The organism is Kitasatospora sp. NPDC001309 (assembly GCF_042896295.1).
Lineage (GTDB): Bacteria > Actinomycetota > Actinomycetes > Streptomycetales > Streptomycetaceae > Kitasatospora.
Genome location: NZ_JBIAXC010000010.1, coordinates 155,044 through 174,521, shown reverse-complemented (window position 1 = coordinate 174,521; position 19,478 = coordinate 155,044). Strand labels below are relative to the sequence as shown.

Here is a 19,478-nt window from a genome sequence, read left to right as displayed (position 1 = left end):
TACGTCACCCCTGCCGACCTACCGACCTACCGACCTACCGACCCACCGACCTACCGATACGCGACCGATTCGCCCGCCACCCCCCACGCCCTACCGTCGGGGACGTCAGCAGGAACCACCCACGGCGAACCCCCAGGAGCACCCCATGACCGCCTACGCGATCGCCCAGGTCCACTCGGTCGAGTTCGGCCCCGACATCGTGGAGTACCTGGAGCGCATCGACGCCACCCTCGACCCCTTCGGTGGCCGCTTCGTCGTCCACGGCGGCACGTACGAGACGGTGGAGGGGAACTGGGGCACCGGCGGCACGATCGTCATCGAGTTCCCCGACCTGGAGCGGGCCCGCGCCTGGTGGGACTCGCCCGCCTACCGGGAGATCCTGCCGCTGCGCACCCGGCACATGAACGCCGACATCATCCTGATCGAGGGCGTGCCGGCCGGCTACCGGGGCGCGGACAGCCTCCAGGCGCACTGAGGACGCCGAGGACGCCGAGGACGCCGGGGGTGTCGAGGACGCCGAGTGCGCCGCCGGGCCCCGGGTCTCAGGGACTGACCTGCTGGATGTGCTGGACGATGGGGACGGCGAGGTCCTTGATGTGCGGCAGCCGGTCCACGATGTTGTCGCCGTCCAGGAGGAGGACCTTGTCGCCGATCCGGACGGCGAGCACGTCCCGGGTCGCGTACGGGCCCGTCGGGGAGTTCTTCACCTCGATGGCCTCGTCGCCGAGGTTGGGCACCGAGGTGACCGTCACGGTGTGCGGGACGGGCTTCTTGTCCCAGTCCTGGCCGGTGTAGGTCTTGCACTTGTCGGCGTAGGCGCGGATCAGGGCGAGCTGCTTGGTGGCGGTGCCGGGGAAGTAGGAACCCAGGTGGATCCCGGCCTCGTTGACGTCCTCGGACACGAGTTCCTCGGCGTGCGCGGTCTGGTAGCCCATCGCGAGGCTGTTCCCGCCCGCGGTGGTCAGCCAGTTGCAAGGGTTGTCCGTCAGCGTCGGGTACGGATCGTCCTCGAAGTTGTCGCCGGTGTCGGTCTCGCTGCTGTCCTTCATCGTCCAGCCGGCCGGCAGGGTCGCCGAGGTGGGCAGCAGCGGCTTCAACTGGCGCCCGCTCAGCGGCTTCGGGCCGCTCGCCGTGGGGCTCGGGGAGCTGACGACGGGCGGGGCGGTGGGCGGGGCGGCGTCGATCGTCGGCGTGGTGCCGACGGGCGGGGCGGCCGTGACGGCGGGCCCGGACGGCGAGGCGCTGCCCGCCGACAGCGGGCTGGGCAGGTCGAGATTGTTGGCCGCGCACCCGGTCAGGGCGACGGCTGCGGCGACGGCGACCACCGCACCGGCGGCGACTGGAGTTCTGGTCGTGGACACAAGGATCCCCCCGATCCTGGGCAGACGAACTGCGCACGGACGTACGACGATTCGCGTACGTGCGGTGGTCATCCTGCCACGCGCCGCTACCGCCCCGTACGCCGGTCCGTCACCTGCCGCCCCGGTGCCCCTGCCGCCCCCCGGGCCCCTGCGGCCGCCCGCCGCTGGGGCCCGCCCGGCTACGACCGCTCGCGCCACCAGGCGACGGTGGCCGCGAGCTGCTCCTCCAGCGGGGTCGCGCGGACGGCGAAGGCGGCCTCGTAGGCGCTGGAGTCCACGACGAAGGGGCGGTCGAACTGGTAGCGGGTCTCGCGCAGTTCGCGCAGCAGCGGGGAGAACAGGCCGCCCGCGGCGAGCAGGACGGGGGAGAGGCGGCGCACCGGGACGGGGTCGGTGCCGGCCTCGGCGGTGAGGCGCTCGACCATGGTGCGCACGGGCAGGGCGGGGCCGGTGGGGACGTGCCAGGGGCGGCCCCAGGCGCGCTCCTCGCCGGCGACCTCGACCATGGCGCGGGCGACGTCGGGCAGGTAGGTCCAGCTGTGCGGGGCGTCCGGGTCGCCGAGGACGGCGACCGGGCGGCCCCTGAGCAGGGCGGGCACGGCGCGCGAGGCGAGGTGGCCGCCCTCGGTGACGCCGGGGCCGAAGAAGTCGGAGGCCCGCACCTCGACCGCGCGGATCCGCCCGGCCTCGTGCAGGGCCCGGGCCTGCTCCCAGGCCGCGGCGCGGACCCGGCCCTTGGGGCCGGTGGCGGCGAGCGGGAGGTCCTCGGTCATCGGCCGCTCCACCGGGCCGTAGCCGTACAGGTTGCCGAGCATCACCAGGACGGCCCCGCTGTCCTCGGCGGCCGCGCACAGCGCGGCGGCGAGCGCGGGCCAGTGCCCGGCCCACTGCGGCAGCGGCGGCGCGGCGCAGCCGTGGATCGCGACGGCACCGCGCGCGGCCTCGGCCAGCCGCGCCGGGTCGCTCGCGTCCAGGGCGAGGTGCTCGACGCCGTCGGCGGGGGCGGCGGGGCGCCCGGTACGGGTGACGACCCGGACCTCGTGGCCCTGTTCGGCCAGCAGGCGGGTGGTGGCGGCCCCGGCGGGCCCGTGTCCGACGACGAGGTGAAAGCTCACGCGCCCACCCTAGGGGCCGTCGCCGACAGGCGCTGACGGTTTGTTCCGGTCTGGGAGAGCTCGGCAAATACCTGGTATGGCAATAGCAAAAAAGGACCTATGCTGTCGGGCGTTCAAGATCTCTTCACAGGAAAAACAGGTCTGCCCGCATGAAGCTGCCCCGGGTGTCCACCGTCGTCGCCGCCGCGGTCCTGGCGCCCGCCGTCCTCTTCCCCTCCTCGGCCTCCGCCGCCGACGCCCCCCAGCCCACCGGGCTCACCGGCCCTGACACCGCCTCCGGCTCCACGCCGGACGTCACCCCCGGCGACGACGGCGTCAACGGCGGCCCGGGCACCAGCAGCCGCCCCCAGGCCCCCGAGGGGCAGGAGCAGCGCGACCGCGCCGAGATCCAGAAGCTCCTGGACGACAAGAACACCGGCCCCGGTGTGCGCGAGGCCGCCGAGCAGGCCCTCAAGGGCAACGCCGCCCAGCTGCGGCACTTCCTGGAGATCGACTTCCCCAAGAACCGCCTGGACGACCTGCGGGTGAAGGTCTCCCAGTACATGCACCGCGGCGGCCCGGCCGTGCGCGCGGCCGGCGGCAAGGTGCTGCAGGGCAGCGAGGCGGAGCTGCTGAAGTTCCTCTCGGAGGGCCTGCCGGCCGCCCAGGCCGAGGACGCGGACCGCGCCGAGATCCAGAAGCTCCTGGCCGACCCGGACACCGGCCGCGGCGTGCGTGAGGCGGGGGAGAAGGCCCTCAAGGGCGGCGCCGCCGAGCTGCGGCACTTCCTCGACGTCGAGCTGCCTAGGCAGCGCGCCGACGACAACCGCGTCAAGGTCTCCCAGCTGCTCGCCACCGGCGGCCGCGAGGTGCGCGAGGGCGCCAACAAGGCGCTGGACGGCAGCGACGCGGACGTCGCGAAGTGGCTGGCGGAGGGCTACCCCAAGGCCAAGGCCTCGGACGACCGCGTCGCGCTCTTCGTCGCGCTGTCCGACAAGAACACCGGCCCGCACACCACCGAGGCCGCCAAGAAGGCCCTCGCCGGCACCCCCGCCGACGTCGCCCAGTTCCTGAGCGACCTGCCCAAGCTGCGCGCCACCGACAACCGCGTCAAGGTCTCCCAGCTCATGGAGACCGGCGGCCCGGCCGTGCGCGCGGCGGCCGGCAAGGCGCTGGAGGGCAGCTACGACGACATCGTCAAGTTCCTCGCCGAGGGCTGGGCCACGGCCCGCGCCGCGGACGAGGCCGCCGCCGGCAAGCCCGCCGAGAAGCCGGCCGACAAGCCCGCCGGGCAGCAGGACCAGGGCGCCCAGCAGCCGCAGACCGTCCAGCCGGCCGCCCTGACCGGGACCGGCAGCACCGGCACCACCGGGACCACGGTCACCGGCGCCACCAGCACCACCGGCAGCGGCTCGCTCGCCGCCACCGGCACCGAGGGCCTCGGCTGGGAGGCCGGCGGCGCCGCCGCGGCCCTCGCCGCGGGCGCGGCCCTGGTCGCGCTCTCGCGCCGCCGCTCCGCCGAGAGCTGACACGCCGGGACTGACACGCCGGGACCGACACACCGAGGGCTGACCCCCGCTCGCGTCCCCGGCCGCCGTGCCCACCACGGCGGCCGGGGACGCGCCGCGTCCGGCCCCCGAGCTCAGCGCCCGCCTTCGGTGAACCTGCGCGCGAGCCGCTCACGCCAACGCGCCGCGTCGGAGCCGTCCAACTGCCCCTCGAAGGCCCGGCGGGCGGCCGCCACCAGCTCCTCGACCGTCCCCGCCCCGGGCCCGGCGCAGTGCCCGGTCGCGGCGCCGTACACCGCCCACAGCGCCCCCTCGGTCGGGTCGTCCAGACCCAGGCAGGTCGCCACCCCGCGCCCGGCCAGCGCCTCGGCCGGCACCGCCTCGAAGACCCGCCGCAGCCGCTGCCCGTCCGGCACCCCCTCAGCTCCCGTCCCCGCCACCCTCGCCGCTGCCGCTGCCGTTGCTGCTGCCCAGGAGCCACCGCTCCCGCTGCCTGCGCCGCCGCCGGCGCTGCTCCGCGCCGCGCAGCAGGTCGCCCGCACCGAGCGTCACCGCCGCCACCGCGCGCACCCACCCCGGCCCGCCGCGCGAGGCCCACACCACGCACCCGCACCCGGCGAGCACCAGCACCAGCACCCCGACCAGCACCGCTCCGACCATCTCGGTGTCACCCCTCTTCTTCCTTCACCGGTTCGGCCACGAATCCTCGCATGTGCCAGGATGCGGATCCGAACACCGAACAGGACCGACGACGAAGGAGACACCCGTGGCCAACGCCCGGTTCGCCACCCTGCACACCACGGCGGGCCCGATCCGGCTGGAACTGTTCCCGTTCCACGCGCCGAAGACGGTCCGCAACTTCGTCGAACTCGCCGAGGGCGCCCGGGAGTACACCGACCCGCGAACCGGGGAGCCGGGCAGCGGCCCGTACTACGACGGCACGACCTTCCACCGGGTGGTCAAGGGCTTCATGATCCAGGGCGGCGACCCGACCGGCACCGGCACCGGCGGGCCCGGCTACGCCTTCCCGGACGAGTTCCACCCGGAGCTGTTCTTCACCAGGCCGTACCTGCTGGCGATGGCCAACTCCGGCTCGGGCACGAACGGTTCGCAGTTCTTCATCACGGTGGGCACCCCCACCCACCTCAACCGCAAGCACACCATCTTCGGCCAGGTCGCCGACGCCGCCTCCAAGGCCGTGGTGGACGCGATCGCCGCCGCCGAGACCGACGGCGAGCGCCCGGTCCAGGACGTGGTGATCACCGAGGTCGAGATCACCCACGCGTGAGCCCGGAGCGCGTGAGCCCGGAACGCGTGAGCCCGGGGCCGGCGGCCTTCCCGCCCCGCCCGGTACGCGGCGTGCGCGCCCGCTACGTGTTCCAGGGCGGCTGCCCGAGCGCCGTCGCCGACGCCACGGTCGACTTCGAGCCGTGGGAGGAGGGCGTGCACCTGGAGGTCGCCGACGGCGCCACCGTGCGCGGGACCCCCGGGCCCGGAGACCTCGACCGCTGCCACGCCGCCCTGGTCGAGGGTGTGCGTGCCGAGCTGGCCGAGCAACTACCCGGCACCGTAACGGCGTTGGCGCTGGTCGTGCACCACACCACGGTGCACGACGTGGACACCGGCGAGTACGCGTACCGCAGGGCCGGGCGGGTGGCGGTGCGCGAGGTGCTCGCCCTCCTGGACGCCGAACGGCCGAGCCGCCGCCCGGAGAAGTACGGGCGGCGGCAGGGGAGTTGACGCGGGCGGGAGTCCAGGCCGGAGCTCAGCAGCCGCCCGCCGGGCGCTCCCGGGTCACCAGGTCGGCGCGCCCCGCCGTGGCGTCCAGCCACACCACCCGGGTGCCCCGGTCGGCGGCCACCGCGTACTGGCCGCCGCGGTCGCAGGAGACCCGCTGCGCCGGGCCGCCCGCCAGCGGCACCTGCCACAGCTTGGGCAGCGCCGCGTTGGTCCAGCCGCCGGCCGGCTTCGCCGACGTCAGCTGGTAGCTGATGGCCTGGTCGGAGGCGGTCAGCGTGGCGAACCGGGGGGCCTGCGGGGAGCTCGCGGCCAGCACGTCCACGATCCCCGAGCCGTCCACCGCGCCCGAGCGGATGGTGCTGCGCCCGGCCGGGTCGACGGGGGTGTCCAGCCAGACCAGGCGCCCGCCCGCCAGCAGGGTGGAGGAGGTGCGGCTGGGCCCGGAGCCGGCCGGGGCGTGCGCGGTGTACTGGGCGGTGACCTTGCCCGCCGCGATGGAGTAGACGGTCGGGGCGGTCACCGTCCGGTCGCCGTCCTGCCAGGTCTCGGTCCAGCCGATCAGGCCGTCGCGCAGGGTCAGGCCGAAGAGGCCGTGCCCCTCGGGCAGCGGGATCCCGACCGCCGGGGCCCCGTCGTGGACGAGGTAGGCCCGGGTGCGGCCGGTGGTGTGGTCGGTGAGCGCGTAGGCGGTGTCCGGGCCGGAGACCTGGAGCCCGTCGAGGCTGTCGGTGGTGCGCAGCAGGCTGCGCACCGGGCCGGTGCCGGTGAGCGGGGCGGTGAGGATCTCCTTGCCGGGGCCGCCGGTTCCGCCCTGGGCCTCCCAGACGGCGGTGGTGCCGTCGGTGGCGGCCCAGCTGTGGAAGCGGCCGTCCTGGGGGCTGAGTCGTACGGGCTTGCCGCGGCCGTCGGTGGTGCCGGTGTACAGCCCGTTGCCGTCGGGGCCGTCGGCCAGGAGTACCCAGTGGCCGTTGGCGGCGACGGGGGTGGCCTGGCCGTTGGGGGCGGCGGGCAGCAGGGTGCGGGCGTCCATGCCGAGCCGCTGCTGCCAGCCGGCGCGGATCCCGTGGGCGTCGAAGGCGGTGGCGACGGCGCGCAGTTGGCGCTTGTCCAGGCCCTGGTCGCGGCCGGCGGCGAGGACGGCGTCGCGTCCGGCGAGGAAGTCGTCGGAGGGGGTGAGGTAGTCGGCGAGGGCGTGGTAGACGACCCGGTCGGCGGTGAGCGGGTCGAGGGTGCGCCGCACGTCCCACAGGGCGCCGCCGAAGATGGTGGAGTTCAGGTGCACCCCGCCGGTGTCGACGTCCAGGGTGCCCAGGTAGTCGTCGACGGTGGTGCGGTGGTCGTCCAGGCGGCGGTTCGCGCAGTCCTGCGGGGTGCCGGTGCGGCACAGCGACTCGCCGAGCAGTGCGGCGGTGGGGTCGTCCATGGCCAGGCCGCGGGCGGTGACCTCGATGGCGTTGCCGAAGTAGTCGGCGAGGGCCTCGTTCATGGCGCCGGACTGGCCGAAGTAGGTCAGGTTGGCGGTGTGGTCGATGACGGCGTGGGTCATCTCGTGGCCGGAGACGTCCAGGGCGGCGGAGAAGGGGTAGTGGCCCGGGAGGGCGCCGTAGACCATCTTGCCGCCGTCCCAGAAGGCGTTCGGGAACGGGGCGCCGTGGTCGCTGACGTTGACCACGGAGACGATCGGGCCGCCCTGGCCGTCCAGGCCGTTGCGGCCGAGGCGGTCGCGGTAGAAGTCGTACACGATCCCGGCGTTGACGTGGGCGTCGGTGGCGCCGTCGTCCCCGGTGGCGGCGGGGAAGGCGGGGGTGGGGGAGGAGGCGGGGACGGCGTCGGCGGGCATGACGTGGTCGAAGTCGCCCGCGTCGCGGCCGCCGGCGTCGTAGGTGGTGACGGCGGCGGGGCGGGTGAGGTCGGTGAGCTGGTAGCCGCCGTCGGGGCGCTGGGCGATGTTGACGGCGGCGGGGCGCCCGTGGGCGTCGGGGGCGGTGCCGGTGGCGGGGCGCAGGCCGTCGGCGGTGGCGGCACCGGGGGCCGGGGCCGGGGCCGTGGTCGCGGCCGCCGGGCGGGGCGCGCGGGCGTCGTGGGCGAGGGCGACGGTGCCGGTGGTGGCGTCGACGTACACCTCGCGGGCGGTGGCGCCGGTTCCGCCGGTTCCGCCGGTTCCGCCGGTGCCGGGGCGCACGGTGTAGTGCTCGGTCAGGCGGCCCGGGCCGCCGGGCAGGACGACGGCGCCCAGGTCCTCGGCGGTGGCGCCGGTGCGCTGCTGCGGGTCGCTCAGCGCGTCGAGCGCGGCGGCGCGCAGGGCCTCGGCCGGGACGGCGGGGGTGGTGGGGGCGGTCAGGCCGGTGAAGTAGCGTCCGCCCACCGACTCGACCTTCTGGGCGTCGCCCTGTCCGGTGAGGTGCACCAGGTACTGGCCGCCGAGGACGGGGATCCCGCCGTGGCGCTGCTCGAACCTGACGGTGCGCCGGCCGTCGGGGCCGGGGGTGGAGGCGAGTTCGGTCAGCTCGCCGGTGTCGACGCGGTAGCGCTCGGGGTGGGCGGCCAGGTGGTCCCGGGCGGCCCGGACCGGGTCGCCGGGGGCGGGTTCGGCCAGGCCGGTCACCAGCTGCGGGGCGGCGGTGTCCCGGCCCTCGACCAGGGCGGGCACCGGGTCGGCGCCGCCGGCGCTCGGCGCGGACGCCGGTGCGGGTGCCGGCGCGGCCAGGGCGGTCGGCGCGGCCAGGGCGGTCGGTGCGGTCAGGGCCAGCGCCACGGTGGCGGCGGCGACGGCCAAGGTACGGGCGGTGCGCGGGTGTTGGGGCACGGCGGTCCTCTCGCGTGCGGATGCGGGGGCGCGACGGCACGGCGGTGCGGTCGCGCCCACCCACCATATGCAGTCCGGCGACATATGTCGATTGACTGCTCATCATGTGCGGTCCCGCGCGCCTCCCCGCTCCCCTCAACGTCCCCGTGCGGGAGGTGCGTTCACGCATCTCCCGCACGGTGCCACCGCTCCCTCAGGTCCTCGGCCGTCCAGCGGCCCAGGAACACCGCGCCGTAGACGGTGAACGGGAGGGGCAGGGCGAACAGCGGCACCGACAGCCAGCTCGGCCGGCCGGTGCTCATCCGCCCCCGCTCGTCCAGCCACACCGTGATCTCGTGGCCCCGCGGATACGGCCCCTGCGGCCGCTCCGCGCTGAACTCCCGCCCGTCGACGCTCCAGCGGAACGTGCAGGCGTAGGTCTTCGCGCCCAGGCCGCCGCCGTCCCCGCCCGGTTCCTGGCCGCTCACCCGGCAGCCCGTCACCCAGGCCGTCGTACGGCGCGGATGGCCCAGCCGCTCCCGCACGGTGCCGGCGACCTGCGCGGCCAGGAACACCGTGAGCAGCGTCAGCAGCAGGAACCCCACCGCCCGGGTGCCCGTCCCGCGCTCCCGCTCCGGGGCGCGGCGGCGCACCGGGAGCCAGGCCGCCGGGAGCGCCGCCGCCGCCGCGGCGCACAGCCACCACAGCCACCCGGGCACCGGATCGTCCTGCGACCACGGCCACAGCGAGGCCGAGCCCGCGAGCGCCGACGTCACCGTCGCCGCCGCGGTCACCGCCACGCACCGTCGTTCGAACCCCGTCCCGGTCACACCCGCCCCCGACGCCGCAGTCCCGCCACCGCTCCCGATCCTGGGCCCGCCCGGCCCCCGTGGCCAGGCTTCTCCCGCGACGGTGACAGGGCTGCGACATCGCCACGGCCGCACCGGCCGCGCCCTCCTCGCCGGCCCGGCGGTCGCGGACCGCCCCGCCGCGCCCGGTGGTCGCGAACTAGCCCGCCGCGCCAGGCTGTTCGAGGAGCCGGTCGAGGGCGAAGGCGAACCGCGCGTCGAAGTCGTCGCCCTCCAGGTGCCGCGCGACCCGGCCCAGCGCCGGGTGGGCGCCGTCGGCCAGCGCCCCGGCCAGGGAGTGCTCGCCGCTCTGGGCGGCCAGGGCCTGCTGCTCCTGGGTCAGGCCGAGCGCCAGGTACTGGATGCTCCAGAACGTCCAGGCCGCGCGCTGCTCGTCCAGCCCGCCCTCCAGCAGTGCGGCCAGTACGGCGTCGGCGTGGCGCAGGGTGGCCGGCTCGGCCGCGTACGTCCCGGCGACGATCAGCGCCCCGTCGCGGTGGGCCAGCAGGGCGCGCCGGTAGCGGTGGGACAGCTCGCGCACCCGCTCCCGCCAGGGCCCGGGCAGGCCGTCCGGGTCGACCCCGGCGACGATCGCGTCGGCCATCAGTTCCAGCAGCCGGCCCTTGGTCTTGGCGTGCCACAGCACGGTGTTCATCCGGACACCCAGGCGCTCGGCGACGCCGCGCACCGACATCGCGCCGGCGCCCTTGTCGTCGAGCAGGTCGAGGGCCGCGCGCACCACGGCGGCGGTGTCCAGCCGGGGCTGCCCGGCGGGCGGAGCTTGCTTCTTGGTCACTGACCTAGTGTACTGGGGCCAACGCCATTGGTCACTGACCAAGAACCGTGGAGGGGACACCCATGACCACACCCACCCACCAGGTCGTCATCGCCGGAGCCGGCCCCGTCGGCCTCTGGCTCGCCGCCGAACTGCGCCTGCACGGCGCCGAGGTGACACTCCTGGAGACCCGCACCGAACCCGACCCGCACTCCCGGGCCACCTCCCTGCACCCGCGCACCCTGGAGATGCTCGACTCCCGCGGCCTGCTCGAACCCTTCCTCGCCGAAGGCGTCCGCATCCCCGCCGGACACTTCGCCGCCCTGCCCGCCCGCCTCGACTACACCCGCCTCGACACCCCCCACCGCTACACCCTCGCCCTGCCCCAGGCCCGCACCGAACACCTGCTCGCCGAGCACGCCGTCGCCGCCGGCGCCGACCTGCGCCGCGGCCACCGCGTCACCGGCCTCACCCAGGACGACGAAGCCGTCACCGTCCACGTCGAAGGCCCCGACGGCCCCTACCGCCTGCGCACCGCCCACCTGGTCGGCTGCGACGGCTCCCGCAGCACCGTGCGCCGCGCCGCCGGCATCGACTTCCCCGGCACCCCCGCCACCTTCTGGGCCTGGATGGGCGACGTCGTCCTCGACACCCCGCCCCGCACCCCCGCCCTCGCCAACGAGCGCGGCGCCCTCATGGTCTTCCCGCTGCCCGGCGGCATCCACCGCGTCGTCGGCAACGACGCCGCCACCAACCGCACCCGCCCCGACGGCCCGCCCACCTTCGACCAACTGCGCACCAAGGTCCGCCACATCGCCGGCACCGACTACGGCATGCGCGACCCCGGCCGGCTCTCCACCTTCGGCAACGCCGCCCGCCAGGCCGCCCACTACCGCCACGGCCGCGTCCTCCTGGCCGGCGACGCCGCCCACAGCCACTTCCCGGCCGGCGGCCCCGGCCTCAACGTCGGCCTCCAGGACGCCTTCAACCTCGGCTGGAAACTCGCCCGCGTCCTGCACGGCACCGCCGACGACACCCTCCTCGACAGCTACCACGCCGAACGCCACCCCGTCGGCGCCGAACTGCTGCGCAGCACCCGCGCCCAGAGCGGCCTGATGGCCGACCACAGCCCCGAGACCCTCGCCCTGCGCGACCTGCTCGGCGAACTCATCGACGGCGTCCCCACCTTCTCCGACACCCTGGCCGCCCGCTCCGCCGGCCTCGCCGTCCGCTACCCCGCCGCCCCCGACGGACCCGAGGCCCACCCGCTCACCGGCACCCGCGCCCCCGACCTCCACCTCGGCGCCACCACCCTGTTCACCCTGCTGCGCCCCGGCCGCCCCGTCCTGCTCGACCTCACCGGCTCCACCCGCCCGGACCACCTCGCCCGCCCCGGCCTGACCCTGCACAGCGCCCCGCTCACCCGCCCCCACCCCGGCTGGGACACCGCCACCGCCGCCCTGCTGCGCCCCGACGGCCACCTCGCCTGGCGCACCGACGCCCCCGACGGCCCCGGCCCCGCCGCAGCCGCCGCCCTCACCGCCTCGGGCCTGGCCCCCTGAGGGGCGCGCGGCCGGGGCCGCGGGGAGCCTCCCCGCCGCCCCGGTCCGCCCGGGGCCTCAGCCCGTGCGGCGTACCGGGGTCTCGTCCTCGGCGCCGGCCACCCAGGCCGGCAGGGGCTCGCGCCGGGCGAGCCAGCCGGCGGCCGGACCGCCCAGCCCGGTGCGGGCGGCGACCACGCCGCCGGTGATCGCGCAGGTGGTGTCCACGTCGCCCAGGCCCTCGGCGGTGCTCCACAGGGCGTCGGTCAGGCTGTCGAGGTGGTGGGCGGCCGACCACAGGGCGAAGGGCACGGTGTCGCCGGCCCGCACCCGCTGCCCGTTGCCCAGCAGGTCCGCCGCGCGCCAGGGCTCGGTGTCCGGGGCGAGTTCGGCGGCCCGGGACAGGCCCTCGCGCACCGGGCCGGCCGGGGTGCGCCCGGCCACCTCGGCGAGGAAGGCGGCCCCGGCCGGTGCCGGTGCCGGTGCCGGAGCCCCGACGCCGCCGCGTCCGCGTGCGGCCAGCGCGGCCGCCAGCGCCACGGCCACCGCGCCGGCGATCCCCTCGGGGTGGGCGTGCGTCACCTCGGCCGACAGCGCGGCCTGTTCCGCGGCCTCGTCCAGGTCCGCGTGGAACCAGGCGCCCAGCGGCGCCACCCGCATCGCCGCCCCGTTGCCCAGGCTGCCCTGGCCGTCGAACAGCTTGCGCGACTCCTCGCGCCACGCCGACGGCCGCGCGGCCAGCCGGGGCAGCAGCAGGCTCATGCCGTTGCCGTAGCCGCGGTAGGCGTCGGCCAGGTACGTCGCCCCGAAGGCCTGGGCCAGGCGCTCCTGGTGCACCGCCTCGTACGCGGTGAGGATCCCGTACACCGACAGCGCCATCGCCGTGTCGTCGGTCCAGTGCCACGGGGTCTCCGGCGGCACCCGCCGGGCCCGGATCTGTGCGAACGCCGCCTTCGGTGTGCGGAAGAGCGGGAACCACCGCTCGCCGAAGCCGTCCCCGAGCGCCAGGCCCTCCAACGCGTCACGTGCTGCCGAATACGTCATGGCCGCATGATGGCACCGGCCGCGCCCCGGTGGCAGGGTGGTCCGGCGTCAGGCGGCCGTGACCGGCAGCAGGCCGCGCTCGCCGAAGACCTTCTTGGCGACGAAGGTCGCGTTCAGCGCCTTGGGGAACCCGCAGTACACGGCCGAGTGCAGCAGCGCCTCGGTGATCTCGACGGGGGAGAGGCCGACGTTGAGCGAGGCGTTGATGTGGACCTCCAGCTGCGGCTCGCAGCCGCCGAGCGCGGTGAGCATCCCCAGCGTCACCAACTGCCGGTCGCGCGAGGCGAGTTCGGGGCGGCTGTAGACGTCGCCGAAGCCCCAGGCGACGACCTGGTGGGCCAGCTCCGGGCTGATGTCGGCCAGCGCGTCCACCACTCGCTGCCCGCCCTCCCCGTCGACCCGGGTGAGCACCTCCATGCCCCGCTCGAACCGCTCCCGCCGCTGCCCGGCCCCCTGCTCCGAAGCACCCATCGCGCCTGTCCTCTCCTCGTACCCGTTCCCGTACCGCGGCCCCGGCCGACCGGCCCTGACCACGGAAGGAACCGTAGGACTTGGAGTGCACTCCAACTCAAGCCGGGCCCGGAACCACGGCCTCCACGACACCCGGACGCACGACACCCCGTCAGGGCGCCTGTTGCGGTTGGGTCACGGAGTGTCCGATTCATCGGGCATTGCACGGGAGTGCGGTGATTGATTTTGTTGGCGAGAATGTCATCGGACTCTCATACTGCCTGGTGAGAGACGTGATGGCCGGTCCGGGAAGGCCGCGGGGGAGCGGATTTCCGACGGTGGCCCACGTGCGACATTTCCGATCATTCCCATGGGGGAGTCCTTTGCCCGCGCCCGAGAACGAGAGCGCCGCGTTCACCGATCCGCCGCCGGAGCAGCAGCCGCAGCCGGCCGGCGTCGCGCCCGAGCCCGCAGCCGCGCCGGAAGCGGCTGCCGTGCCCGTGCCCGCCGCCGACCCGGCCCCGGCGACCGCGGCCCCGCGCCGGCTGCCGCGCGCCGTCGGCGTCGCGCTGGCCACCGCCGGACTGCTCGCCGTCACGGCGGCCAGCGCCGCGGTGACCGTCGCCGTCGGCAAGCCGGACGGCCACCGGGCCGCCGCACCCGCGCCGCGTGCCACCGCCACCGCCGCCCCGGCGAGCGCCGGCGCGAGTGCCTCCGCGAGCGCCACGCCCTCCGCCGTACCCGTCCCGGTGCCGACGGCCGTCCCGACCGAGCCCGCCCCGGCCAGCACCGTCAAGGGCACCGTCAGCGGCGGCAAGCACGACGGCGACCTGCGCTACTTCCTGCTCCCGATCCCGGCCGGCGGCGAGTCCTACGGGCCCGCCGACGGGATGGCGATGACCCGCGACGACGTCTCCGAGATGTTCGGCAAGCCGGACGACATCGACACCATCCTCAGCCGCCTCGGCTACCGCGACGGCGCCACCCGCACCTACCGCACCGCCGACGGCACGGCCGAAGTCACCGTCACCCTGCTGCACTTCGGCTCCGCCGACCTGGCGAGCCGGTTCGCCCAGGGCTACACCGTCAAGTCGCAGGAAGCGATCGACATCGACGGCGACCCCAACGCCCACGGCTTCCGCCGCAAGCCCAAGAACGAGGCCTACACCGGCTCGATGACCGGCATCTCCAGCCAGGGCGACGTCCAGTACACCGTCGACGTCGAGGTCAAGGGCACGCCGGACAAGGCGCTGCTGAACGACCTGATGAAGCGCCAGCGCGAGTGGCTCGCCTCCGGGGGCTGAGCCCGCGCCCGCGCGCCCGCCCCACGACGTCCTCCCGCCCCTCCTCCTCTGGAGTCGCTTCCGTGACCACCGAACCCGAGCAGCCGCCGGCCGCGGCCGCCGACCCGTCCGCGTCGTCCGCGTCGGCGGCGTCGGCCGAACCGCCGACGCCGCCGCTGCCCCCCGTACCACCAGTGCCGCCCGTGCCACCGGTCCCGCCGGTGCCGCCCGTCCCGGCCCCGTCCCCCTGGTCGGCCGAAGGCGAGGCGATGGCACACCGGACGGCGCACCAGGCCCCGGCCGCGCCGGAGCCCGCCGCCCCGGAGCCCGCCGCTCCGGCCCCGGCCGTGGACATCTACGCCGACTTCCTGTCGGCCGGCCCCGAGACCGCCCCGCGCCCGTCGCGCCGCCCCCGCCCGGTGCTGCTGTCCGTCTGCGCCCTGGTCGTGGGCGTGCTGGCCGGCGGCAGCGTCGGCTACGCGATCCAGGCCCAGCGCCCGCCCACGCCGCTGCCGCCGCTCCAGGTCGCCCTGCCCGCCTACCCGGCCGAGACGGTCGACCCGGCCGCCCTCGCCGCCGCCCAGCCCCCGCCGCCCGCCATCGAGGGCGACCTGCGCAAGCTGCTGGTCAGCGCCCCCGACGGCAGCACCGCCTGGGGCGACTACCCGGACAAGCCCGGCTGGATGTCGATCGGCGAGCTCGCCGAACGCAAGGGCGACGCGGCCGTCGTCTTCAAGGACCTCGCCACGTCCGGCTTCCGGCGCGCCGCCGAGGTGGACTGGATGAAGGGCGACATCCGCTACCGGGTCACGCTCACCCAGTACACGCCCGAGCACATCGACGAGGCCGCGGCCTTCCACGGGCAGACCTTCGCCGACGACACCGACGGCGGCTACCGGGTGGACCCGGAACCCAGGCAGTGGTCCGACACCAAGGAGCAGTACTACTACGGCCACGCCGCCGCCCAGCGCGGCACGGTGCTGATGACCGTGGAGGTCTTCAGCCCCAAGCCGGTGGAATCCGGGGACCTCAAGGCCCTCGCCAAGCAGCAGTGGGAGCGGCTGACATGACCGACGACTCCGTGAGCGCCGTGCCGGCCACCCCGGCCGAGCCCCATGCCCCGGCCACCCCGGCCACCCCGGCCGTCCCGGCCGAGCACACCCCCGAACCGGCCGCGCCCGCAGGCGAGTTCGCCCCGGCGGGCGCGCCCGCCACGCCGGACCCGACCCCGGATTCGCCCCCGAACCCCGCCTCCCGCCGCCTGCTGCGCGCGGGCGCCGCCACCGTCGCCGCCGCCCTGGTCGGCGTGGTCATCGGCGTCGGCATCATCAAGACCCGGTACGACGACCCCGCCCCGGTCGCCGCCGCCGGCCCCACCGGCACCCCGGCCCCGGCCGCCACCCCCACGCCCTTCGGCGCCAAGTCCAACGGCAGCCACTTCGGCTCGCTGCGCGACCTGCTGCTGCCCGTCCCGGCCGGCTACGCGCCGGGCCCCGACGAGGGCGGCTACGGCAACGACACCGAGCTCGGCGCCGGGCAGCTCTCCGACGAGATGGACGCCGAACTCCAGCAGGTCCCCAAGGACAAGCGCGACAAGCTCCGCTCCTACTGGCAGGGCCTGCACGTCAAGGGCACCGGCGTGCGGACCTACCGCAACGACGGCGGCAACCTGGTGGTCGGCCTGCGGCTGCGCCAGTTCAACCAGCAGGAGGTGCAACGGATCAACGAGTACACCGCGGTGTTCACCGGTGACACCGGCATCTTCCGCTCCGGCCCGCAGGTCCCCGGCCACCCCGAGGCGCACTGCTACCTGATGCCCGCGCCGCCCTCCGCGCCGATCGACTACCTGGAGTGCTCGGCCGCCGAGGGCGACCTCCTGGTGATCATGAGCGCCGAGGGTGTGGCACCGCTCCCCAAGGACAGGATCGTGGCCCTCTTCACCATGCAGCTCGACCGCCTCGCCAGCCCCGGAGCCTCCGTATGACCGACCACGCCGCCACCCCGCAGCCCGGGCCCGGGTCCGAGCCCACCCCGCAGCCCGCCCCGGAGTCCGGGCCCGCCCCGCAGCCCGCCGCCGACCCGGCCCCCACCACGGCGCCGACCGCCGAGGAGCCGACCGCCGAGGAGCCGACCGCCGAGGAGCAGGCCCTCGCGGCGCAGGCCGCCGAGGAGCAGGCCGCCCACCGCACCCGCCGTCGCAAGGCCGCGGTGCGCTGGGGCTGCGCCGTCCTGGTGTTCGCCCTGGCCGGTACCGGCACCGCGCTGGCCGTCACCGCGCCCGAGCGCACCGACATCCCCGGCCTGGCCACCGCCGGAGACGGCCGCTACACCTTCCCGCCGCTGGCCCTGCCGCCGCTGCCCTCGGGCAAGGCCGCGCCCAACCTCAAGGACAAGGCCAAGGACAAGGGCGCGGCCGTGCACCTGGCGGACCTGCGCCACCTGCTGCTGCCCGTGCCCAAGGAGGCCGGCGGCTCGGTGAACCCGCCGGTCTTCCCGGCCCCGACGGCCCCGACGCTCCCGGCGGGCTCGGCGGGCTCGGCCTCACCCACGGCCTCGCCCTCCGACACCCCGTCGGGAACCCCCTCGGCCACGGCGGGCCCGAGCGCCTCCGGCACGGCCACCGCGAGCCCCGAGGGGGCGGCCCCGGCGAACTGGGTGTCCTGCGACGCGCTGCTCGGCGACCTGCAGAACCCGGCCCGGATGCGGACCCTGCTGCGGCAGAACGTGTGCCGCGCGGCCACCGTCCGGGAGTGGACCGCCTCCGACGGCACCAGCACCCGGATCCGGCTGATGCGCTTCGGCACCTCCGCCGAGGCCTGGGACACCTTCTCCCGGACGCGCTCGGAGATCCAGCTCAAGGCCGCGCCCGACGCGAGGACCGCGCCCTCCTCGGCCGACGGCGAGCTGCCGGACGGTGTCGAGGTGACCCGCAAGGAGTCCCGGGAGACCGCCGGCAAGGACGTGCCGACGACCCGTCTGGCGTTCGTGTCGGCCTCCGACGTGGTGGCCGTGATCACCATGACCAACCCGCGCGGCGTGCCCGCCGCGGCCTTCCGCCAGGTGGTCGACCTCCAGTCCGACCTGCTCGCCTGAGCCCGGCGCCCGCCCGAAGGCCCGAGGGCCCCGCACCCCCCGCATGGAAACGGGGGGTGCGGGGCCCTCGGGCCATCACGGCGCGGCGGGCGTCGGGACGATCCAGAGCTCGGCCGGGCCGTTGATGATCGCCGACTCCAGCCGGGCGGGTGCCGGGCGGGAGGGGTCCAGGGCGCTGTCGGGGTGGGCGCCGAACAGGCCGGCCAGGGCGACCTCGGCCTCCAGGCGGGCCAGGGGCGCGCCGAGGCAGAAGTGCGGGCCGTGCCCGAAGGCGAGGTGCTCCTTGTCGGGGCGGGTCGGGTCGAACTCGTCGGGCCGGTCCGGGTGGAGGTCCGGGTCGCGGCCGGCCGCGCCGAAGCCGAGCAGGATCGGTTCGCCGCGGCGGATGACCACGCCCTCGCCGAGGTCGATGTCCTCCAGCGGGTAGCGCAGCGGGACGTGCATGACGGGGCTCTCGTGGCGCAGGGTCTCCTCGATGACGTCCTCCCAGCCGAGGGCGCCGGTGCGGACGGCGGCCAGGTGGCGGGGGTGGGTGAGGAGGGCCTGGACGGTGCTGGTGATGAGGTTGACGGCGGTCTCGTACCCGGCGCCGAGCATCAGGAACAGGGTGTCGCGGGACTCCTCCTCGGTGCGTCCGGTGTCGCCGCCGGTGCTGAGCGCGGCGACGTCGCTGGCGAGGTCGGGGCCGGGTTCGCGCCGTTTGAGCTCCAGCAGGTCGGTCAGCGCCACGTTGATCTCGGCGCGCGAGAGCGTCATCTGCTCGTTGGCCGCCGTGGTGGTCAGCAGGGCGTCCATCGCCCGGCCGATCGGGGGCCGCAGGTCGGCGGGGACGCCGAACAGGTCGCAGATCACCGTCATGGTCAGCGGCAGGGACAGCGCCCGGCGCAGGTCCACGGCCTGGCCGGGGGCGAGTTCGCCCAGCGCGCCAACGAGGGCGGCGGTGGTGGCCTCGATCCGGGGGCGCAGCGCGGACACCCGCCGGGGTGAGAAGGAGGTCGCCATCCGGCGCCGGGCGGAGCGGTGTTCGTCGCCGTAGCGGTTGAAGAAGTTCTGCTGGAAGGCGATCGGGTCCATCGGCCAGCCCTCGGGCACCGCGGCCAGGCCGGGCCAGTGGCGGCGTGCGTCGCGGGAGACGCGGGGGTCGCCGGTGAGCGCGCGGATCACCGGGGCGCGGGTCACCGACCAGGCGATGATGCCGTCGGGGAGTTCGACGCGTACGGCCGGTCCGGCGCAGCGCAGCCGCGCGTTCTGCTGGTGGAGGGTGCGGGCGGTCATGTCGAGCACGGGGCAGCGGGGGGCGTCCGGGGCCATGGGCTTGCTCCTCGGGGAGCTCGGGGCCGGGTCTGAGCTCCGTTGTAGAGGGGGGCCGGTCGGGCGTCAACGGCGTACGGGCGCGGTCGTCGCGCGCCCGCCCGGACGGCCCCGTGCGGTCGCCGGGCCCGGTGGCCGTACGGTCGCCGGGGTGCTGTGCGGGCCCGGCCTGGCGGGTGTGCCGTACCCGAACGGTCCGCCGGGCGCCGGGCGGTGACGAAACGGTGACAAATCTCTGATGCCTCCCTTGCGTCAACCGGTGCTCCGCGGACTTACGATCATCGGCGCCCGGCGACCACACCGCCGGGTCACCACACATGGGGGAACGACGGATGAGCACACCGGCACCGGGCGGGTTCGGGGTCAACCACGCCGCGCTGGACAAGGCGCACGCCACGCTGACCAACCTGGCCCACGACTGCCCGGGCGCGGGCGCGGTCGCCGACGACGCCACCGGGACGGCGGTCACGGGCCTCAAGAACTGGGACAGCGCCGGGGCGTTGAAGGACTCGCTGGACGAGTGGCACCAGCAGGTCAAGGCGCTGACCGGGCGGCTGAACGCCAACGCGGGCGCGATGCAGAGCACCGGCGCCAACTACCGCAGTACCAACCTGTCCATCGCCCAGTCCCTCCAGGTGCAGTGAC

20 protein-coding genes are annotated in these 19,478 nt (G+C 75.8%); 10 read left to right on the top strand and 10 right to left on the bottom strand.

Annotated features, from left to right (window positions below):
* Positions 1–145: 145 nt before the first annotated feature.
* Positions 146–475, top strand: coding sequence for a DUF1330 domain-containing protein (locus tag ACFY2K_RS13650; RefSeq protein ID WP_375897036.1), 330 nt, complete (start codon positions 146–148; stop codon positions 473–475).
* Between the two features lie 67 nt (positions 476–542).
* Here ACFY2K_RS13650 and ACFY2K_RS13645 read toward each other — a convergent pair whose 3' ends face one another.
* Both ACFY2K_RS13645 and ACFY2K_RS13640 read right to left on the bottom strand, forming a co-directional pair.
* Entirely contained in the window at positions 543–1,361 is an 819-nt protein-coding gene (locus ACFY2K_RS13645; protein WP_380525806.1) for a hypothetical protein, read from the bottom strand.
* Between the two features lie 179 nt (positions 1,362–1,540).
* Entirely contained in the window at positions 1,541–2,476 is a 936-nt protein-coding gene (locus ACFY2K_RS13640) for an NAD-dependent epimerase/dehydratase family protein (protein WP_380525805.1), read from the bottom strand.
* A gap of 149 nt (positions 2,477–2,625) precedes the next feature.
* Between ACFY2K_RS13640 and ACFY2K_RS13635 the strand changes: the two genes are divergently transcribed.
* Complete coding sequence (locus ACFY2K_RS13635; protein WP_380525803.1) at positions 2,626–3,984, top strand: hypothetical protein; 1,359 nt, start codon at positions 2,626–2,628, stop codon at positions 3,982–3,984.
* Between the two features lie 113 nt (positions 3,985–4,097).
* On the opposite strand, the gene ACFY2K_RS13630 is transcribed toward ACFY2K_RS13635, so the two are convergent.
* Both ACFY2K_RS13630 and ACFY2K_RS13625 read right to left on the bottom strand, forming a co-directional pair.
* Entirely contained in the window at positions 4,098–4,379 is a 282-nt protein-coding gene (locus ACFY2K_RS13630; protein WP_380525801.1) for a hypothetical protein, read from the bottom strand.
* Between the two features lie 4 nt (positions 4,380–4,383).
* Positions 4,384–4,623, bottom strand: a complete 240-nt coding sequence (locus tag ACFY2K_RS13625) for a hypothetical protein (RefSeq protein WP_380525799.1) — start codon at positions 4,621–4,623, stop codon at positions 4,384–4,386.
* 106 nt (positions 4,624–4,729) lie between these two features.
* Between ACFY2K_RS13625 and ACFY2K_RS13620 the strand changes: the two genes are divergently transcribed.
* The gene (locus ACFY2K_RS13620; RefSeq protein ID WP_387711376.1) at positions 4,730–5,251 is read left to right on the top strand and encodes a peptidylprolyl isomerase; all 522 of its coding nucleotides are present in this window, start codon (positions 4,730–4,732) and stop codon (positions 5,249–5,251) included.
* An 11-nt stretch (positions 5,252–5,262) separates the two neighbouring features.
* Positions 5,263–5,703, top strand: coding sequence for a hypothetical protein (locus ACFY2K_RS13615; RefSeq protein ID WP_387711375.1), 441 nt, complete (start codon positions 5,263–5,265; stop codon positions 5,701–5,703).
* A 25-nt stretch (positions 5,704–5,728) separates the two neighbouring features.
* Here the strand turns inward: ACFY2K_RS13615 and ACFY2K_RS13610 are convergent, their stop codons facing one another.
* From ACFY2K_RS13610 to ACFY2K_RS13600, 3 genes are all read right to left on the bottom strand, one after another.
* On the bottom strand, positions 5,729–8,509 hold the full coding sequence (locus ACFY2K_RS13610; RefSeq protein ID WP_387711373.1) for a M4 family metallopeptidase: 2,781 nt from the start codon (positions 8,507–8,509) through the stop codon (positions 5,729–5,731).
* Positions 8,510–8,670: 161 nt separating this feature from the next.
* Positions 8,671–9,288: a hypothetical protein gene (locus ACFY2K_RS13605; protein ID WP_387711371.1), complete on the bottom strand. Its 618-nt coding sequence runs from the start codon at positions 9,286–9,288 to the stop codon at positions 8,671–8,673.
* Between the two features lie 208 nt (positions 9,289–9,496).
* A complete protein-coding gene (locus ACFY2K_RS13600) occupies positions 9,497–10,132 on the bottom strand; it encodes a TetR/AcrR family transcriptional regulator C-terminal domain-containing protein (RefSeq protein ID WP_387711369.1) in 636 nt (211 codons plus the stop codon).
* A gap of 62 nt (positions 10,133–10,194) precedes the next feature.
* On the opposite strand from ACFY2K_RS13600, the gene ACFY2K_RS13595 reads away from it, so the two are divergent.
* A complete protein-coding gene (locus tag ACFY2K_RS13595; protein ID WP_380525790.1) occupies positions 10,195–11,673 on the top strand; it encodes an FAD-dependent monooxygenase in 1,479 nt (492 codons plus the stop codon).
* A gap of 57 nt (positions 11,674–11,730) precedes the next feature.
* Here ACFY2K_RS13595 and ACFY2K_RS13590 read toward each other — a convergent pair whose 3' ends face one another.
* Both ACFY2K_RS13590 and ACFY2K_RS13585 read right to left on the bottom strand, forming a co-directional pair.
* Positions 11,731–12,696 carry an ADP-ribosylglycohydrolase family protein gene (locus ACFY2K_RS13590; protein ID WP_380525789.1) on the bottom strand — a complete coding sequence of 322 codons (966 nt, stop codon included), beginning with the start codon at positions 12,694–12,696 and terminating at the stop codon, positions 11,731–11,733.
* A 48-nt stretch (positions 12,697–12,744) separates the two neighbouring features.
* The gene (locus tag ACFY2K_RS13585; protein WP_387711367.1) at positions 12,745–13,167 is read right to left on the bottom strand and encodes a carboxymuconolactone decarboxylase family protein; all 423 of its coding nucleotides are present in this window, start codon (positions 13,165–13,167) and stop codon (positions 12,745–12,747) included.
* 362 nt (positions 13,168–13,529) lie between these two features.
* Here ACFY2K_RS13585 and ACFY2K_RS13580 point away from each other — a divergent pair, with 362 nt between their 5' ends.
* From ACFY2K_RS13580 to ACFY2K_RS13565, 4 genes are all read left to right on the top strand, one after another.
* On the top strand, positions 13,530–14,450 hold the full coding sequence (locus ACFY2K_RS13580; protein WP_387711365.1) for a hypothetical protein: 921 nt from the start codon (positions 13,530–13,532) through the stop codon (positions 14,448–14,450).
* Between the two features lie 62 nt (positions 14,451–14,512).
* The gene (locus ACFY2K_RS13575; protein WP_387711364.1) at positions 14,513–15,499 is read left to right on the top strand and encodes a hypothetical protein; all 987 of its coding nucleotides are present in this window, start codon (positions 14,513–14,515) and stop codon (positions 15,497–15,499) included.
* A complete protein-coding gene (locus tag ACFY2K_RS13570; protein WP_380593119.1) occupies positions 15,496–16,413 on the top strand; it encodes a hypothetical protein in 918 nt (305 codons plus the stop codon). Before ACFY2K_RS13575 ends, ACFY2K_RS13570 begins: the two co-directional genes overlap by 4 nt.
* Positions 16,410–17,522: a hypothetical protein gene (locus tag ACFY2K_RS13565; RefSeq protein ID WP_387711362.1), complete on the top strand. Its 1,113-nt coding sequence runs from the start codon at positions 16,410–16,412 to the stop codon at positions 17,520–17,522. Before ACFY2K_RS13570 ends, ACFY2K_RS13565 begins: the two co-directional genes overlap by 4 nt.
* A gap of 75 nt (positions 17,523–17,597) precedes the next feature.
* Here the strand turns inward: ACFY2K_RS13565 and ACFY2K_RS13560 are convergent, their stop codons facing one another.
* Positions 17,598–18,833 (bottom strand): cytochrome P450, encoded by a 1,236-nt coding sequence (locus tag ACFY2K_RS13560; RefSeq protein WP_387711360.1) that lies wholly within the window; start codon positions 18,831–18,833, stop codon positions 17,598–17,600.
* A gap of 332 nt (positions 18,834–19,165) precedes the next feature.
* Here ACFY2K_RS13560 and ACFY2K_RS13555 point away from each other — a divergent pair, with 332 nt between their 5' ends.
* Positions 19,166–19,477, top strand: a complete 312-nt coding sequence (locus ACFY2K_RS13555; protein ID WP_375897123.1) for a hypothetical protein — start codon at positions 19,166–19,168, stop codon at positions 19,475–19,477.
* Position 19,478 lies beyond the last annotated feature (1 nt).

Bases quoted from the DNA above. Each gene is read 5' to 3' on its own strand.
- ACFY2K_RS13555 (WP_375897123.1), top strand. From the start codon at position 19,166: ATGAGCACACCGGCACCGGGCGGGTTCGGGGTCAACCACGCCGCGCTG.
- ACFY2K_RS13635 (WP_380525803.1), top strand. From the start codon at position 2,626: ATGAAGCTGCCCCGGGTGTCCACCGTCGTCGCCGCCGCGGTCCTGGCG.
- ACFY2K_RS13570 (WP_380593119.1), top strand. From the start codon at position 15,496: ATGACCGACGACTCCGTGAGCGCCGTGCCGGCCACCCCGGCCGAGCCC.
- ACFY2K_RS13560 (WP_387711360.1), bottom strand. From the start codon at position 18,833: ATGGCCCCGGACGCCCCCCGCTGCCCCGTGCTCGACATGACCGCCCGC.
- ACFY2K_RS13650 (WP_375897036.1), top strand. From the start codon at position 146: ATGACCGCCTACGCGATCGCCCAGGTCCACTCGGTCGAGTTCGGCCCC.
- ACFY2K_RS13565 (WP_387711362.1), top strand. From the start codon at position 16,410: ATGACCGACCACGCCGCCACCCCGCAGCCCGGGCCCGGGTCCGAGCCC.
- ACFY2K_RS13585 (WP_387711367.1), bottom strand. From the start codon at position 13,167: ATGGGTGCTTCGGAGCAGGGGGCCGGGCAGCGGCGGGAGCGGTTCGAG.
- ACFY2K_RS13595 (WP_380525790.1), top strand. From the start codon at position 10,195: ATGACCACACCCACCCACCAGGTCGTCATCGCCGGAGCCGGCCCCGTC.
- ACFY2K_RS13625 (WP_380525799.1), bottom strand. From the start codon at position 4,623: ATGGTCGGAGCGGTGCTGGTCGGGGTGCTGGTGCTGGTGCTCGCCGGG.
- ACFY2K_RS13590 (WP_380525789.1), bottom strand. From the start codon at position 12,696: ATGACGTATTCGGCAGCACGTGACGCGTTGGAGGGCCTGGCGCTCGGG.